Below are 14,453 nucleotides of genomic sequence, written 5' to 3'. Positions count from 1 at the left end.
AAGGCAATGCCATGTCTGCACCCGAACACTCTCCCGCGCGCACGACTTCTGCCACACAGGGCACCCACAACATGCTCATGGGCTATCTGCTGTGGCTTTTCGGCTTTACCGGCGCGCATCGTTTCTATTACGGCAAGCCCATAACGGGCACGATCTGGTTTTTCACTTTCGGCCTTTTTCTGATCGGCTGGATTGTGGATCTGTTTCTGATCCCGCTCATGGACCGCCAGGCCGATCTTCGTTTTCAGCGCGGCAGCAGAAGCTATACCATCACCTGGATTCTACTCACCTTCCTTGGTGCGCTGGGCATCCATCGCATGTACATGGGCAAGTGGATTACAGGCGTCATTTATCTGTTGACCGGCGGTCTTTTCCTGCTGGGCGTGCTCTATGATTTCTGGACCCTCAATGATCAGCTGTCGACCCGACACGAACGCGAGCGCTAGCTTCTGATGCAAAAATCCTGTCATGGCTTCTGAATCAAAAGCCGTTATCTATGCGGCAATGGCCGGCAATCTGGCCGTTGCCGTGACCAAATTCGTGGCGGCGGCCATTACCGGCAGCTCGGCCATGCTTTCCGAAGGCATTCATTCGGTCGTGGATACCGGCAACCAGGTGCTGCTGCTTCTGGGGATGCACCGTGCCAAAAAGCCGCCGGATCGGGATTTTCCGTTTGGCTATGGCAAGGAGGTCTATTTCTGGAGTTTCGTGGTCGCCATCCTGATCTTTGCGATCGGCGCAGGCGTCTCATTCTATGAAGGGGTGGTACACGTCATATCGCCCGAACCCATGTCCTCGCCGCTGATCAACTACATTGTGCTGGGGCTTGCCATTGTCTTTGAGGGCGCTTCATGGCTTTTTGCCCTGCATGGCTTTCGCAAGGCCAAGGGCAAATGGGGCTATGTTGAAGCGGTGCAGCGCGGCAAGGACCCTTCGCTTTTCATGGTGCTGTTCGAGGATTCGGCTGCCATGCTGGGGCTTGTGGTGGCGCTGGGCGGGGTCTGGCTGAGTCAGGTTACCGGTAATCCGGTATTTGATGGTGTGGCGTCCATCGTCATCGGCATGATACTGGCAGGCACCGCCATATGGCTGGCCGTTGAAACCAAGGGGCTTTTGATCGGCGAGAGTGCCAACCGCCGGGTGGTGGAAGACATCCGCGATACGGTGGGCGGCCACGCTCAGGTTGAAGCGGTCAATGAAGTTTTGACCATGCACATGGGGCCGGATTTCATCCTGGTCAACATTAGCGTACGCTTTAATCAGGACATGCCGGCTGACAGGCTCGAGCGGGTCATTGCCGAACTCGACCGGGATCTCAAACAGCAGCACAAGGAGATCAAGCGGGTCTTTATCGAGGCCGAGTCAAGCCTTGAGCCCAATGGCGGGTCGTCTCCGGTGACGCCCTGATACCACTGGACTATTCACGAACGCACTACGGATATTCATGGCTGAAACCACCAGGCTTAGCGATTTGATGACGTCGCTGGATGAGAAGCACAAGGGCAACGAGGTCAGCCTCAACGATGTGCTGGAAACCTTCCATTCACGCAGTTTTGGCCCGCTTCTGGTCATTCCACCGCTGATCGCGCTGGCTTTGCCCATCTTTGGTCTGCCCACCGTCTGCGGTGTCGTAACGGCGCTGGTCGCCATTCAGCAGGTCATGGGCCGTAACAATCCCTGGTTGCCCAAACGGCTGCGCCACCTTTCGATCGACGGACAGCGCTTTCATCGCACGGTCGAGAAGGTCAATCCGTGGGTGAAACGACTGGAACGACTGTTCAGACCGCGTCTGGATTTCATGAACAATGACGCGACCCATCGTGTTATTGCGCTGTTTATCGTATTGATCAGCCTTTCCATCCCCTTTGTCGAGCCGATACCGATGGCGCCGGCGTTGCCCAGTGCCATGCTGCTGCTGATCGCGCTGGGCATGCTGATGCGCGATGGCCTGGCCATGCTGATCGGTCTGGTCGTTGCCATCACGGGGCTGGCCGCCTTGTTTCTCTGGCTATAAGACGTCGGCTCGCTGTTTACTGAAAGGGGCCCTGTCGGGCCCCTTTCAGCGACAGCCCCTCAGCGCTGAAGGGCACCGCTATAGCGCGTGGTGCGCTCATGCTCTGTCATCATGTGAACGCCCTGGGTCGTTCCCTTTGCCAGCCCTTCGAAGATGGCGCGATAGGTCAGCACTGCCTGAACGTATTCACGGGTTTCGCGGAAGGGAATCTCCTCGATGAAAAGATCAAAGGGCTCGTCGCTGTCGGCCAGCCAGCGGTCCACTCGGCCGGGGCCGGCATTGTAGGCCGCGGCGGCGGCGACGCGATTGCCGCTGTAGCGCGCCGCCATATCGCGGATGTAGGCGCTGCCCAGCATGACGTTGGTCTCCGGGTCCTCAAGGCTTGTCACCCCCTGCCACGCCACGCCCAGCTGCTGGCTGACATGCTGCCCGGTGCCGGGCATCAGCTGCATCAAACCGCGCGCCCCAACCGGTGACTGGGCCTGCGGATTGAAGGAGCTCTCACGCCGTGCCAGCGCCATGAGAAGCCACGGGTCAACACCGCGCGTCTTTCCCCACTTTTGAAACAGATCGGCGTAGCCCTGCGGGAAGCGCCAGTCGAGCGCATTCCAGTGATCGCCACGAATGGCGGCGTAGATGGCCAGGTCATACCACTGCCGGGTGAGAGCGTACTGCGTCAGGGTCGGGCGCTGTGCCTCGGGAAGATGACGCATCAGGTAGTACCACTCGGCGCGCGCCAGCCCCGGCTCGTTGATGCGATACAGCGCGGCTACGCGGCGCATCGAGGGCAGAGCGTCGGCATCCTTCAGATCACGTTCGGCGATGACCACCGGCTCGTTTTCAAGCGCGTAGGGCTGATTGATGCGATCGGCGGCGGCAAATCCGAAAAAGCTGCGCTGACCGGCGGCGATCTGCCAGGCCTTGCGCGCGCCGGCCTCATCGCCGAGCTGCTGCCGGGCGCGACCCAGCCAGTACTGCCAGTGCGCGTCCCGGCGGTTGTCCTCTTCCATACGCTCGATCCATGCGGCGACCTCCTGCCATCGGCGATGTTCGAGCGCCTTGCGGGTTCTCAGCTCCAGCAGATCCTGATCCCCCAGCTGCGCCGCGGCGGTATCGGCCCACTGCGCGTTCGCACCGATATCGCGTACCAGCGAGTAGAAAGCCAGATCGTGCTCGATGTCGTGACGCTGCTCATCGGTCAGCGGCGCCCGGGACTTGATCTCGCCCCAGACCGCCAGCGCCCGGGCCGTATCCTGACGAACAAGCCGTGCCATCGCCGTGCTGTAAAGAGACGATACCCCCGGGGCATCGTGGCTGACAAAAGAGGGCAGCTCGGTAATGCGGCCGGGGTCGCTCTGCAGGCGTTCAAATGCGCCGCGCTGGGCTTGCCAGTCCGATGGCAGCTCGCCGGGCAGGTAGCGCAGCATGGCGTCCTCACCCGAGCGCCAGGCGAGCATCAACCGCGCCCAGATATCGGCACCGGTAATGGTGTTATTGGCGCGCAGACGATCAAAGAGGGGGTCGCAGGCCGAGGGCTGCGAATGGCCGACCAGCCACAGCTCGCGTCCGCCCAGAAAGGCGCGTTCGGGCTGTTGATCCAGAAGCGCTCGATAGTACCAGCACTGACGAGTGGTCCCCTGCGGGATACCATCGCTGATGGCCAGAAAATCATCGAACTGCTGGCGCGCCCCCCAGGTGTCCTGTGCCACACCGCGCATCCACTGTGACAGCACCGAGTTGCGATAGCGGTGCAGGTAGTCGTTGATAATTGCCGACGACACGCCGGGCAGGCGTGACTTGAGCTCGTGGTATTCGACGTAGCCTTCCAGCTCGTGGCCCCGGATAGCGTCATGGTTGATCCGGTCCCACTGCTGGGCGCGAGCGGCCTCAAAGGACTGGTTAAAGCTCTCATCATTGGCCAGTGACGGTGCAGCAAGGCCGGCTGCCAGCATGGCGCCCAGCCAGTATCTGGATAATCTGTGCGTAAACCTCACCCGAAAAACTCCTGTCAGCCATCGATCCGAACCTGCCCGGGACAGGCATACTGCTTCCTGGGGGCCTAGACTAATCCAGGTGGCTGAATTTAACGATCCCGTCAGGGAGATCTTCAGCGCCTGCGGCGTTGAATGAACGCAAGCGGTCAACGACCTTTTTGAAACAGCATTTTTATTCGGAGTATCCATCCATGGCAAAAGGTCGACTCAACCCCATCGGTCTGATTCGTGGCCGTGGTCGTATCTACTGGCGCATCTTCAAGGCGTTTCGCACCTTCTTCCCCATGCTCAACGACTGGCGCAAGGGGCGTTATCGGCCGCTGCCCAAAAAGGCAGTGGGGCTGATGGCGCTGGCGATCGTTTATGTGGTCAGTCCCTTTGACCTGATTCCGGACTTCATTCCCTTCTGGGGACTGATCGATGACGTCATTATCAGCGGCTGGCTGCTGGCCAAGATCGATGAGGAGCTGGATGACTACCGGCGCTGGCGTGAAAGCACCGGCGAACCCGTCACGTAATGGCCGATCCCACCGAAGTGGCGCCCCCTGCCTGATGGATGTAGGCCGTTTCTCTTGAAAAATCGACAACTTCCCCCATAACGGGTAACACACAGCACGACGCGGTCTGATCAAAAGGCAGACCGCGTGGCGTGTTTCACCCAGTCGATTATTGTCAGAAGAGAAATGTTGCCATGACGAGTGCGCAAGAGCAGACGCTCGGTTTCCAGACCGAAGTCAAACAGCTTCTTCACCTGATGATCAATTCCCTGTATTCCAACCGGGAAATCTTTCTGCGTGAGCTGATTTCCAACAGCGCCGATGCCTGCGACAAGCTGCGCTATCGGGCGCTGGAAAGCGATGCCCTGTATGAAGGCGACCCCGAGCTTCGCGTCGAGATCGAATTTGATCAGGACGCCAAGACCGTCACCGTTCGTGACAACGGCATCGGCATGAATCGCGAAGACGTGATTGCCAATCTCGGCACGATTGCCCGTTCCGGGACAGCCGAGTTTCTCAAGCAGATGTCCGGCGAGCAGCAAAAGGACGCCCGTCTGATCGGCCAGTTCGGCGTCGGTTTCTATTCGGGCTTTATCGTGGCCGATGAAGTGGTCGTGCGTACGCGTCTGGCCGGTACATCGCAGGATCAGGGCGTGGAGTGGCGCTCGAAGGGCGAAGGCGAGTTCACCATCGTCGATATTGAACGCGCCGCTCATGGCACGGAAATCGTGCTGCATCTCAAGGAAGATGCGCTCGAGTTTGCCGACGAGCATCGCCTCAAGGGGCTGGTACGCAAGTACTCCGATCATATCGAAGTGCCGGTACGCATGCCGACCGTTCAGGAAAGCGATGACGACACCGATGTGACCGTCACCTGGGAGACGGTCAACGAGGCGCAGGCCCTCTGGGTGCGTCCGCGTACCGAGGTCAGCGATGACGAGTACAAGGCGTTTTACAAGCATGTGGCGCACGATTTCAGCGACCCGCTGACCTGGAGCCACAACAAGGTCGAGGGCAAGCTCGAGTACACCAGCCTTTTGTATGTGCCCTCACGCGCGCCGTTTGACCTCTATCAGCGCGAAGGTGCCCGTGGGCTCAAGCTCTACGTGCAGCGCGTGTTCATCATCGATGATGCCGAGCAGTTTTTGCCGCTGTACCTGCGCTTTGTGAAAGGCGTGGTGGATTCCAACGACCTGTCGCTTAACGTCTCGCGTGAAATCCTGCAGCAGGACCCTCAGGTCGAGAAGATGAAAGGGGCGCTGACCAAGCGCGCGCTCGACATGCTCGGCAAGCTCTCGAAAGACAGCGACACTTATCAGAGCTTCTGGAATCAGTTCGGTAGCGTGCTCAAGGAAGGCCCGGCAGAAGATCACAGCAACCGTGAAAAGATCGGCGGTCTGCTGCGTTTTGCCAGCACCCACACGGACAGCTCGACGCAGGATCAGTCGCTGGCGGACTACATCTCCCGCATGCAGGAAGGCCAGCAGGGCATCTACTACATCGTTGCCGACAGCTTCAATGCCGCACGGCACAGCCCGCACCTCGAGATCTTTCGCAAAAAGGGCATCGAGGTGCTGCTGCTCTCCGATCGTATCGATGAGTGGCTGATGACCCATCTCACCGAGTTCGACGGCAAGTCGATGGTTGATATTACCCGCGGTGATCTGGATCTGGGCGAGATCGACAGCGAAGAAGAGAAGCAGGCGCAGCAGGAAAGCGCGAAGGCCAAGGAAGGACTGGCCGGCCGATTTCGCGAAGCGCTGGGCGATCAGGTGCAGGAAGTGCGCGTGACGCATCGTCTGACCGAGTCGCCGGCCTGTGTGGTGCTGCCTGAAAACGAGATGGGCTATCAGATGCGTCGTCTGATGGAAGCCGCCGGCCAGCCGGTGCCCGAGGTCAAGCCGATTCTCGAGTTCAACCCCGAGCACGCGCTGGTCGCAAGGCTTGAAAGCAGCGACGGAGACGCCTTTACGGACCTGGCCCATGTGCTTTTTGATCAGGCCGTGATCGCCGAGGGCGGCCAGCTGGATGACCCGGCCGCCTATGTGCGTCGCCTCAATGCCATGCTGACCCATTAACGACTGTCAGCTCGAAACAATGGCGGCCCCATGGCCGCCATTTCTCGTATTATCTCCTGCCTGCAAATACGTCTTTTGCATGATTATGCAAGATTACGGATTTTCGCCTCATGTCGTCGATTATGACGACACGGTGGGCAAAACATGTTAGCCTGCCGCCTTGTCCTGATACCGAGTCCCGTAACATGACACGAACGCATCGCCCGTTAACGACGTTGACGCTCGTGCTTGCACTCTCAGTTTTCAGCGTGTTCACACCGTCACACGCCGATACCAGCAAGCCCAGTTTCCACATGCCGGATCTGCGAGAACATCCGGCCGGCAGTGACCGCAAGATTGCCTTTTTCAACCTCATGATTCCGCTCATCGAAAAAGCCAACGATGAGATTCAAAACGATCGTGAATGGCTCTCGCACATGCACGACCAGACCGACTGGACCGTTGACTCTCGCAAGCGCCTGGCCGCCATCTGCAAGTCGTATGGCCTGAGCTGCAAAAACGAGAAGGACGCCGACTGGTCGACGCTGTTTGCCCGCGTGGATACCGTGCCGATTCAGCTGGTGCTGATTCAGGCCGTGGAAGAGTCCGGCTGGGGAACGTCGCGTTTCGCTCGCGAGGGCAACAATCTCTTTGGCATGCGCTGCTTCGGTGACAGCTGCGGTCTTGAGCAGACCGGCACTGGCAGCGGCTACCAGAGCTTTGCCACCGTCTATGACGGCATCGAAGCCTATATGCGCAATCTCAATACCCATCGCGCCTATGAAGGGCTGCGCGACCGCCGCTCGGCGCTGCGCGACAAGGGCAAAAACGTCAATGCACTGGCATTGATTCCCTCGCTACAGAACTATTCCATTCGTGGCGATGCCTATCTGGCGGCCCTGCAGTCGCTTTTGAATACCAATGCGCCGCTGATCGAAGAGATGCGCGTCCAGGACAGTGACGACCCCGCGTAGTCGAGGCCATCACCGCCCATGAAAAAGTCGCCCGAGGGCGACTTTTTTATTGTCGGATGCAGGGCGGCGAGTCAGTGGGCCTGCGGCAGCGGCCAGATGACGGTTACTGTCAGCCCGTGCGGCTGTCGATTGTCGATGGCAAGCGTCGCCTTTTGGCGCTGGGTCAGCTGCTTGACGATCGACAGCCCCAGTCCGCTGCCGGTCATGCGTTGATTGGCGCGATGAAAGCGCTCGGTAATCTTTTCAAGCGACTCTGCCGGCACGCCGGGGCCGTCATCGATGACCTGAATCATGGGCTGGCCATCGGTCCTGCCCAGATGCAGCGTGACGGTGCCGCCATCGGGGGTGTAGCGCAGCGCATTGTCCAGCAGATTGCGCAGCAGTACGCCAAGCTCTGTCGGGTCGGCGCGCACCTCGAGCGTAGATAAACCGCTCATCTCCAGCTGCTGCTGTCGACGCCCGGCCAGCGGCCACATTTCGCCGGCCAGCTGGGAAGCGATGGGGTAAAGATCCACCACCTCCAGCTGACGCTGTGGCGTTCGTTCAACGCGCGCCAGGGTCAACAGCTGATCCACCACGCGCTGCAGCCGCTCGATGCCCAGACGTGCCTTGTCCAGCGAGCTTTGATAGTCCTTTTCGCTGGCGCGGGCATTGTCCAGATGAATCTTGAGACCTGCCAGCGGCGTGCGCAGCTCATGGGCGGCATCCGCCGTGAAGCGTCTTTCCCGATCGAGCGCCATGCGAAGCCTTTCAATGAAGGCATTGAGGGAGTCGCGAAGCCCTGTCAGCTCACGCGGCGGGTGTTGTTCGATGGGGGTGAGGTCCTGGTGATAGCGCCGGGCAACTTCCGCCGAGAGATTGTCGATGGGGCGCAGGCCGCGACGAATGACCCACCACAGCGCGAGGCCCAGAAGGGGGAGAATCAGCAAGAAGGGAATGCTGTTGCCCAGCAGGATCTTGTTGACAAGCTCCTGCTGAAAATCATCACGCAGCCCGGTAGAGACCCAGACGCCGTGCTGTCGGTCGTAGATACTGAAAACGCGCCACTCCTCGCCGTCATAGGTAACCCAGCGATAGCCGGTCTCACTGGGGGGCGGGAAGGGGCCGTTGTCATTCCACTCGGCGCTGAGCATGCGCGGCGAGCGGTCGCTGTTCCAGAAGCCCAGTGACAAAAGCCGCTCTTCTTCTCGAAAGCGCCGGGGCGTGTTCACGGAGTGCGTGTCCATGATCAGCCCTGCGTCATCGCTGTCTTCCATGCTGTAAAAGCGCGCCGCATGGCCGGGCTGGGTCAGACGATCCGCCAGAGCCTGATAGTCCTGCGAATCCATGTTGATATCGATCATGCCGGTCACGATGCGCCCGAACTGGGAGAGCTGCGCGTCAAACATCTCCTCGAGCTCGTGCTTTGTGATCAGCCATGCCGCCAGACCCGAGAGAATGGCGCCCAGCAGCACCAGCCCCATGACGGCACGAGTCAGGTAGCGGCGAATCGAGATCATTCGATCGTATCGTCCAGACGGTAGCCGATGCCACGCAGGGTCACGATCAGATTGCTGTCGAGCTTTTTGCGCAGATGATGAATGTGAACTTCCAGGGCGTTGGACTCGATCTCGTCACAGCAGCCATACAGCAGCTTTTCCAGATGGGGGCGGGTAAAAACCTGCCCGGGGTGCTGGGCCAGCTCGTGCAGCAGGGTGTATTCGCGCCGGCTGAGCTTGACCAGCTGATCCTTCCAGCTGACCTCGTGGCGTGCATGATCGATGTGCAGCGGGCCGATCCGAATGCTTGGCTGCGTGCGACCGCCCTTGCGGCGGCTGATCGCGCGCAGTCTGGCCTGAAGTTCGTCAACGTCAAAGGGCTTGAGCACGTAGTCATCGGCCCCGGCATCCAGCCCCTGGATACGGTCTTCCAGACTGTCGCGCGCGGTCAGAATCAGCACCGGTGTATCGTGGGCGGCACGAATTCGGCGCAGCACTTCCATACCATCGATACCGGGCAGTCCCAGATCGAGAATGACGGCATCGATCTGGCCCTGCTCGACATGCTCGAGCACGCTTTCGCCCTCGGTCAGCCAGGTGACCTGATGGCCCTCACGACGAAGAGCGGTCTCCACGCCATCGCCCAGCAATACATCATCTTCGACAAACAATACCTTCATGTTGTTGGGTTCCTGGTCAGAACGTTGCATGGACGGTTCTGCGACATCCGAATGCAGTGATGAATGTTGGTTCAATGCTCTCATGATCCTCGTTCCATGTATCGGTGCAAGTCATTGATTCGCCTTTCTGACACCAGAAGTATTCATTAATGCCCGTGTCGGCACCACTCAATTTCTTTTGGCCGATGGTGGATGCCGCACCTGTCGGCAGGCTTGTCGAGCGGACAGGGTCGTGCGTTACCTGCGCGGGCTGTCAGGCGTTACACTAAACCCTGTCCATCGTCGATCAACAAGGATACTCCATGGCAGTCGAGCATCAGCCTCAGGTCAGTACAGACGATATCATCGTGCCCCCGGTGGCCGTGCTGGGAGGCGGCAGTTTTGGTACGGCGCTGGCCAGCATTGCCTCCAGCGGTGGTGCCAGAGTCCGGCAGTGGATGCGTGATGCAGCACTTGTCGATCACGTGAATACCCACCACGTCAATCATCGCTATCTGCCCGACTTCAGCATGCATCCGGATGTCGTGGCCTCGACCGATCTGGCCTGGGTTCTGGAAGAGGCGCGGCTGGTACTGATCGCCATTCCTTCCGGCGGATTTCGTCAGGTGGTACGACAGGCCGCGCCCCATTTTGCCCCTGATGCCATCCTGGTCAGCACCACCAAGGGGATCGAGGCCGACAGCTTTCTCCTGATGAGCCAGATTCTGGAGCAGGAGACGCAGAGTGCGCACATTGGCGTGCTCTCCGGCCCCAATCTGGCCGCCGAAATCGCCCAGGGCCATCTCAGCGCCAGCGTCATTGCCAGCAACGATGAACCGACCCGGGCCCGGGTACAGGCAGCACTGTCGTGTGATCATTTTCGTGTCTATGCCAGCAATGACCGCTATGGTGTTGAGATGGGCGGGGCGCTCAAGAACATCTATGCCATTGCCGTGGGCATGGCGGCCGCACTCGGCATGGGCGAAAACACGCGCAGTATGCTCATTACCCGGGCGCTGGCCGAAATGAGCCGCTTTGCGGTGGCGCAGGGCGCCAGCCCCATGACCTTTCTGGGGCTGGCAGGGGTGGGCGATCTGATTGTGACCTGTTCTTCCAACCTGTCGCGCAATTACCGGGTGGGCTACGCGATGGGTGAGGGGCGCACGCTTGAAGAGGCCACCGCCGCCCTCGGGCAGGTGGCCGAAGGGGTCAATACGGTGTCTCTGGTGGTCAAGCGCGCCGGCAAGGAGAACATTTATATGCCGCTGGCCACCGGACTATATCGGGTCATGTTTGAAGGCGTTGCACCGCGAGAGATGGCCACGGCGCTCATGCGCAGTGAACAGAGCAGTGACGTCGAATTCACGCTGCCGCGAGAGGACACGCGGCGGGCTCAGCAGCAAACCGCAGCCAGGGATATCCCAACATGAAAATCTACGTAATGCGTCACGGTGAAGCCGCTTCCGGAACGCCCGATGCGCACCGGCCACTGGACGTGACCGGACAGCAGGAAGTCGCTCGTATCGCTGACTGGTTCGTCTCGACGCTGGGTGAGAAGGGGCATCAGCTGAAAATCGTGGCCAGCCCCTACGACCGCGCTCAGCAAAGCGCGCGCATTATCGGCCAGGCGCTGCGCGTGGATGACATCATGACGCTGCCCATCATGACCCCTGATGCCCCACCGGAAACGCTGATCGAATGGCTCACTGAAAACGTCGATCCCCGTGAGGACGATGCGCCCTGGCTGTTTGTCAGCCACATGCCCCTGGTCGCCGAGCTGGTCGGCCAGCTGGTGGATGGCAGCCCCAATGCCCGGCTGCCCATGGGCACCGCGGATGTGGTCGAGCTGGAGGCTCAGGTCTGGGCGGCCGGCTGTGCAACGCTTTCACGCCACGTTACACCGGCCAACGCGACGCTTGAGTAGCGCCCTGGCGCTGACATGATGGCGGGCATGTCAGCCCGCCATGCCGCTTACCTGCAAGATAAAGATGCCCAGTGTGATGGTGACGCTGCTGGCAAGTGTCGTGATGGCCACCGTGTTGGCAGCAAGCCTGGCGTTGCCACCCATGGCTCTGGCCATGACAAAGCTGGCGGCCGCCGACGGGCTGCCCAGAAACAGAAACAGCAGTACCAGTTCCCGTCCTTCAAAGCCTGCCAGCCAGGCGATCAGCACCGTGGCGACCGGCATCGATACCATCTTGATCACACTGGCGCCCAGCGCCACGCCGCTGGCCTCGCGAATGGCGGTCATCGACATGGTGCCGCCGATGCTGATCAGCGCCAGCGGCAGGGCCAGGTTGGCAAAATACTCTCCCGAGGTATGCAGCCAGGCCGGCAGGGCAAGGCCGCTGGCGGCAAAGGCAAGTCCTGCCACAACGGAAAGAATCAGCGGGTTTTTGGCGATCTTGAGCGCAATGCTTCGCCAGCTGGTTCTTGCCTGGGGCTGATACCAGGCCAGCACGATGACGGCCAGAACGTTGTAAAGCGGAATAATGGTTGCCACCAGCACGCTGCCCGCCGACAGGCCGAACTGCCCGTACATGCTGCCTGCCAGTGCCAGGCCCACGATGCCGCCATTGCCGCGAAAGGCCGCCTGAACATAGACACCGCGGTCTTCGAACGCGACCCGCCGTGTGGCCCACCACCAGATGAGCAGAAAGCTCGCCACCGTGGCAAGTGCCAGATAGGCCATCAGATCCGGTAGCAAGGCCTGTGACATGTCTGCATTAACCAGGGATAAAAAAAGCAGCGTGGGCATGGCGCCGCGAAACACCAACGCCGAGCTGGTATTGATAAAGGCGCTATCGATCCATTTCAGCCGTTTGAGGGCAATCCCCAAAAGCACCATGGCAAAGACGGGAAACGTGACGTTGAGGGTTTCAGCAAACAGGGCCGAGGGGTTCATGCACTCTACCGTATGGCAACAGGGGCCATGACATTGTGGTCTTTCATGATGCCGCCCCGACAGAGGCGATCATGAAGCAGACCGGTTGGAAAGTCGTATCGGGGCGGGGCTAGAGCGTTGCGAACCCGGTGACCAGACCGGCCAGCACCACGGCAAAAAAGAGACGATTGCGCAGACGGCGGGAGGAAGCAGACATTCACGACTCCGGAACAGATGGGGTGAAAGGAGCGCCATGATACGCGCCGGTCACGAACTCGGCGAGCCCAAAGCCCTGTGACACTCGGTCGCGACGCGCTGGCATCATGTCGTGTGCCTCGCCCGGACAATGTTCAACACGTTTCGCAGGCGCAGGGAGTGCATCATATCGTTGGCCGTCGTATTGTTTCTCATTTGATAACGATGGAGCGAGCAGGATGAGCGCAAGACCGCGAGAGTGCCGTTTGGCCGATAATCGTCTGGCCGGTCTGGTATGGGAGCGGGAAGGGCTGTCGATGCAGGCGCCGACCTGGGTGGCCCTGCATGGCTGGCTGGACAACGCCGCCACCTTTACCCGGCTGGCGCCAATGCTGGTGGAAAAGCTCGATGTTCGTATCGTGGCCATCGATTTTGCCGGCCACGGCAAGTCACAGTGGCTGAGCCGGGGCACCGATTACGCGCTGTGGGACTATATCCACGACGTGCTGGATGCCCTTGATGATCTGGGGATCAAGCAGGCCACGCTGCTGGCGCATTCGCTGGGCGCCTGCGTCTCCTGTCTGCTGGCTGCGGCACTGCCCGAACGCGTTGAGCGGCTGTGGCTCATTGATGGCATCGGTGCCTTGACAACGCCGGTCAATCAGTCGACACGTCAGCTGCGCAACGGCGTACTGGGCGTGCGTCGACCGCTGTCACCGCCGCCGTCCTACGCAACCCTTGAAGCCGCGCTCGAGGCACGTGTGGCGGGTGCTGTAACACCGCTGGATCACGACACGGCCGAGCCGCTCATCGCGCGCAGCCTGATGCAGGACGACACGCGCATGCGCTATCGCACCGACCCGCGACTGCTGCGCCCCTCGCAGGTCAAGCTGACGCCGGAACAGTCGCGCGACATGCTGCTGTCGATTCAGGCACCGCTCGATCTGATCCAGGCCGACAACGGCATCGTGGGGGATCATCTGGACCGGGAAGGCGTGCGCCATGAGATGACAACCCTGACCACCCATCGCGTGCCGGGCGGTCATCACCTTCACCTTGAGCCGCACAGTGTGGAAGGCGTGGCCCGGGCGATTTTTGAGGCCTATGGCGTGGCGTAATCCTCACGCGTGCGGCGCAGCAACACATAGACGGCGCCGGTGCCGCCGTCGCGGTCCTGCGCCGAACAAAAGGCCAGCACTTCGGGGAGTTCCCGCAGCCAGGCGTTAACGTGGCTTTTGATGACGGGATAGCGTGCCGCGCCCGACCACGCCTTGCCATGAACGATCAGCACACAGCGCGCCCGGTTGGCACGTGCTTCGTGAAGGAAGGCTTCGAGCTCGGTTCTGGCCTGCTCGAGATCGTAGCCGTGAAGATCCAGCCCCGTCTGCCAGGCAATGGCTCCGCGCTTGAGCTGGGAAAGCGTTCGATGCGGTAGATCGCTCAGGGCGAACATGAGCGTTTCTGACGGGCGAACCGGGTCAACCCGCCCATCGGAGGTGCGAGAGGAGGTGGCCGATACCGTGTTGGCGCTGCTGGCCGCGGCTTCGCGTCGACGGCGCAGCTCACTGCGGTGCGGCATGCGACCGGTGTCGGCACGGTCGTGATGAACGGGGCGAATATCGCTGCCCTGCATGGCCTCGCGAAAGGCTGTCCGGTCGTCATCGTCAGGTTGGCGGTTACCGGTCATGCCTTATTCTCCGC

At 60.5% G+C, this 14,453-nt stretch carries 14 protein-coding genes; 9 read left to right on the top strand and 5 right to left on the bottom strand.

The features are described 5' to 3' along the window. Window positions 1-11: 11 nt before the first annotated feature. From ACS92L_RS06030 to ACS92L_RS06020, 3 genes are read left to right on the top strand one after another with little or no spacing between them, the layout of a single operon-like run. Window positions 12-446, top strand: a complete 435-nt coding sequence (locus ACS92L_RS06030; RefSeq protein ID WP_438767730.1) for an NINE protein — start codon at window positions 12-14, stop codon at window positions 444-446. A 22-nt stretch (window positions 447-468) separates the two neighbouring features. After that, a complete protein-coding gene (locus ACS92L_RS06025; RefSeq protein ID WP_438767729.1) occupies window positions 469-1,407 on the top strand; it encodes a cation diffusion facilitator family transporter in 939 nt (312 codons plus the stop codon). 37 nt (window positions 1,408-1,444) lie between these two features. Further along, entirely contained in the window at window positions 1,445-2,014 is a 570-nt protein-coding gene (locus ACS92L_RS06020) for an exopolysaccharide biosynthesis protein (RefSeq protein ID WP_438767727.1), read from the top strand. A gap of 59 nt (window positions 2,015-2,073) precedes the next feature. Here ACS92L_RS06020 and ACS92L_RS06015 read toward each other — a convergent pair whose 3' ends face one another. Further along, window positions 2,074-4,008 carry a transglycosylase SLT domain-containing protein gene (locus ACS92L_RS06015; RefSeq protein WP_438767726.1) on the bottom strand — a complete coding sequence of 645 codons (1,935 nt, stop codon included), beginning with the start codon at window positions 4,006-4,008 and terminating at the stop codon, window positions 2,074-2,076. A 191-nt stretch (window positions 4,009-4,199) separates the two neighbouring features. Between ACS92L_RS06015 and ACS92L_RS06010 the strand changes: the two genes are divergently transcribed. The 3 genes from ACS92L_RS06010 (at window position 4,200) to ACS92L_RS06000 (ending at window position 7,536) form a co-directional block, all read left to right on the top strand. Continuing rightward, complete coding sequence (locus ACS92L_RS06010) at window positions 4,200-4,526, top strand: YkvA family protein (RefSeq protein ID WP_438767724.1); 327 nt, start codon at window positions 4,200-4,202, stop codon at window positions 4,524-4,526. A 173-nt stretch (window positions 4,527-4,699) separates the two neighbouring features. Then, the gene (gene htpG, locus ACS92L_RS06005; protein WP_438767722.1) at window positions 4,700-6,583 is read left to right on the top strand and encodes a molecular chaperone HtpG; all 1,884 of its coding nucleotides are present in this window, start codon (window positions 4,700-4,702) and stop codon (window positions 6,581-6,583) included. A gap of 185 nt (window positions 6,584-6,768) precedes the next feature. Continuing rightward, window positions 6,769-7,536 carry a protein bax gene (locus tag ACS92L_RS06000; protein WP_438767720.1) on the top strand — a complete coding sequence of 256 codons (768 nt, stop codon included), beginning with the start codon at window positions 6,769-6,771 and terminating at the stop codon, window positions 7,534-7,536. A gap of 71 nt (window positions 7,537-7,607) precedes the next feature. Here ACS92L_RS06000 and ACS92L_RS05995 read toward each other — a convergent pair whose 3' ends face one another. Continuing rightward, window positions 7,608-9,035 carry a sensor histidine kinase gene (locus tag ACS92L_RS05995; RefSeq protein ID WP_438767718.1) on the bottom strand — a complete coding sequence of 476 codons (1,428 nt, stop codon included), beginning with the start codon at window positions 9,033-9,035 and terminating at the stop codon, window positions 7,608-7,610. Beyond that, on the bottom strand, window positions 9,032-9,694 hold the full coding sequence (locus tag ACS92L_RS05990; RefSeq protein ID WP_438768431.1) for a response regulator transcription factor: 663 nt from the start codon (window positions 9,692-9,694) through the stop codon (window positions 9,032-9,034). The genes ACS92L_RS05995 and ACS92L_RS05990 overlap by 4 nt, the downstream gene beginning before the upstream one ends. 302 nt (window positions 9,695-9,996) lie before the next feature. Here ACS92L_RS05990 and ACS92L_RS05985 point away from each other — a divergent pair, with 302 nt between their 5' ends. Beyond that, the gene (locus ACS92L_RS05985; protein ID WP_438767717.1) at window positions 9,997-11,103 is read left to right on the top strand and encodes an NAD(P)H-dependent glycerol-3-phosphate dehydrogenase; all 1,107 of its coding nucleotides are present in this window, start codon (window positions 9,997-9,999) and stop codon (window positions 11,101-11,103) included. After that, window positions 11,100-11,597 carry a phosphohistidine phosphatase SixA gene (gene sixA, locus ACS92L_RS05980; RefSeq protein ID WP_438767716.1) on the top strand — a complete coding sequence of 166 codons (498 nt, stop codon included), beginning with the start codon at window positions 11,100-11,102 and terminating at the stop codon, window positions 11,595-11,597. The genes ACS92L_RS05985 and sixA overlap by 4 nt, the downstream gene beginning before the upstream one ends. 30 nt (window positions 11,598-11,627) lie before the next feature. Here the strand turns inward: sixA and ACS92L_RS05975 are convergent, their stop codons facing one another. Further along, complete coding sequence (locus tag ACS92L_RS05975; protein ID WP_438767715.1) at window positions 11,628-12,578, bottom strand: AEC family transporter; 951 nt, start codon at window positions 12,576-12,578, stop codon at window positions 11,628-11,630. 413 nt (window positions 12,579-12,991) lie between these two features. Between ACS92L_RS05975 and ACS92L_RS05970 the strand changes: the two genes are divergently transcribed. Continuing rightward, on the top strand, window positions 12,992-13,870 hold the full coding sequence (locus ACS92L_RS05970; protein ID WP_438767713.1) for an alpha/beta hydrolase: 879 nt from the start codon (window positions 12,992-12,994) through the stop codon (window positions 13,868-13,870). On the opposite strand, the gene ACS92L_RS05965 is transcribed toward ACS92L_RS05970, so the two are convergent. Beyond that, the gene (locus tag ACS92L_RS05965; RefSeq protein WP_438767711.1) at window positions 13,855-14,439 is read right to left on the bottom strand and encodes a Smr/MutS family protein; all 585 of its coding nucleotides are present in this window, start codon (window positions 14,437-14,439) and stop codon (window positions 13,855-13,857) included. The two genes, ACS92L_RS05970 and ACS92L_RS05965, sit on opposite strands and share 16 nt — an antisense overlap. Between the last annotated feature and the right edge of the window lie 14 nt (window positions 14,440-14,453).

This window comes from Kushneria halocnemicola, from assembly GCF_965650455.1.
In the GTDB taxonomy this organism is placed as follows: domain Bacteria; phylum Pseudomonadota; class Gammaproteobacteria; order Pseudomonadales; family Halomonadaceae; genus Kushneria.
Note: the sequence above shows the minus strand (reverse complement) of the source record. Positions and strands in the feature narration are given on the sequence as shown.

Excerpts from the sequence above, each read along its gene's own strand:
- ACS92L_RS06010 (WP_438767724.1), top strand. The coding sequence starts at position 4,200 with ATGGCAAAAGGTCGACTCAACCCCATCGGTCTGATTCGTGGCCGTGGT.
- ACS92L_RS05965 (WP_438767711.1), bottom strand. The coding sequence starts at position 14,439 with ATGACCGGTAACCGCCAACCTGACGATGACGACCGGACAGCCTTTCGC.
- ACS92L_RS05990 (WP_438768431.1), bottom strand. The coding sequence starts at position 9,694 with ATGAAGGTATTGTTTGTCGAAGATGATGTATTGCTGGGCGATGGCGTG.
- ACS92L_RS05970 (WP_438767713.1), top strand. The coding sequence starts at position 12,992 with ATGAGCGCAAGACCGCGAGAGTGCCGTTTGGCCGATAATCGTCTGGCC.
- ACS92L_RS05975 (WP_438767715.1), bottom strand. The coding sequence starts at position 12,578 with ATGAACCCCTCGGCCCTGTTTGCTGAAACCCTCAACGTCACGTTTCCC.
- ACS92L_RS06020 (WP_438767727.1), top strand. The coding sequence starts at position 1,445 with ATGGCTGAAACCACCAGGCTTAGCGATTTGATGACGTCGCTGGATGAG.
- ACS92L_RS06025 (WP_438767729.1), top strand. The coding sequence starts at position 469 with ATGGCTTCTGAATCAAAAGCCGTTATCTATGCGGCAATGGCCGGCAAT.
- ACS92L_RS06030 (WP_438767730.1), top strand. The coding sequence starts at position 12 with ATGTCTGCACCCGAACACTCTCCCGCGCGCACGACTTCTGCCACACAG.
- ACS92L_RS05995 (WP_438767718.1), bottom strand. The coding sequence starts at position 9,035 with ATGATCTCGATTCGCCGCTACCTGACTCGTGCCGTCATGGGGCTGGTG.
- htpG (WP_438767722.1), top strand. The coding sequence starts at position 4,700 with ATGACGAGTGCGCAAGAGCAGACGCTCGGTTTCCAGACCGAAGTCAAA.
- ACS92L_RS05985 (WP_438767717.1), top strand. The coding sequence starts at position 9,997 with ATGGCAGTCGAGCATCAGCCTCAGGTCAGTACAGACGATATCATCGTG.
- sixA (WP_438767716.1), top strand. The coding sequence starts at position 11,100 with ATGAAAATCTACGTAATGCGTCACGGTGAAGCCGCTTCCGGAACGCCC.
- ACS92L_RS06000 (WP_438767720.1), top strand. The coding sequence starts at position 6,769 with ATGACACGAACGCATCGCCCGTTAACGACGTTGACGCTCGTGCTTGCA.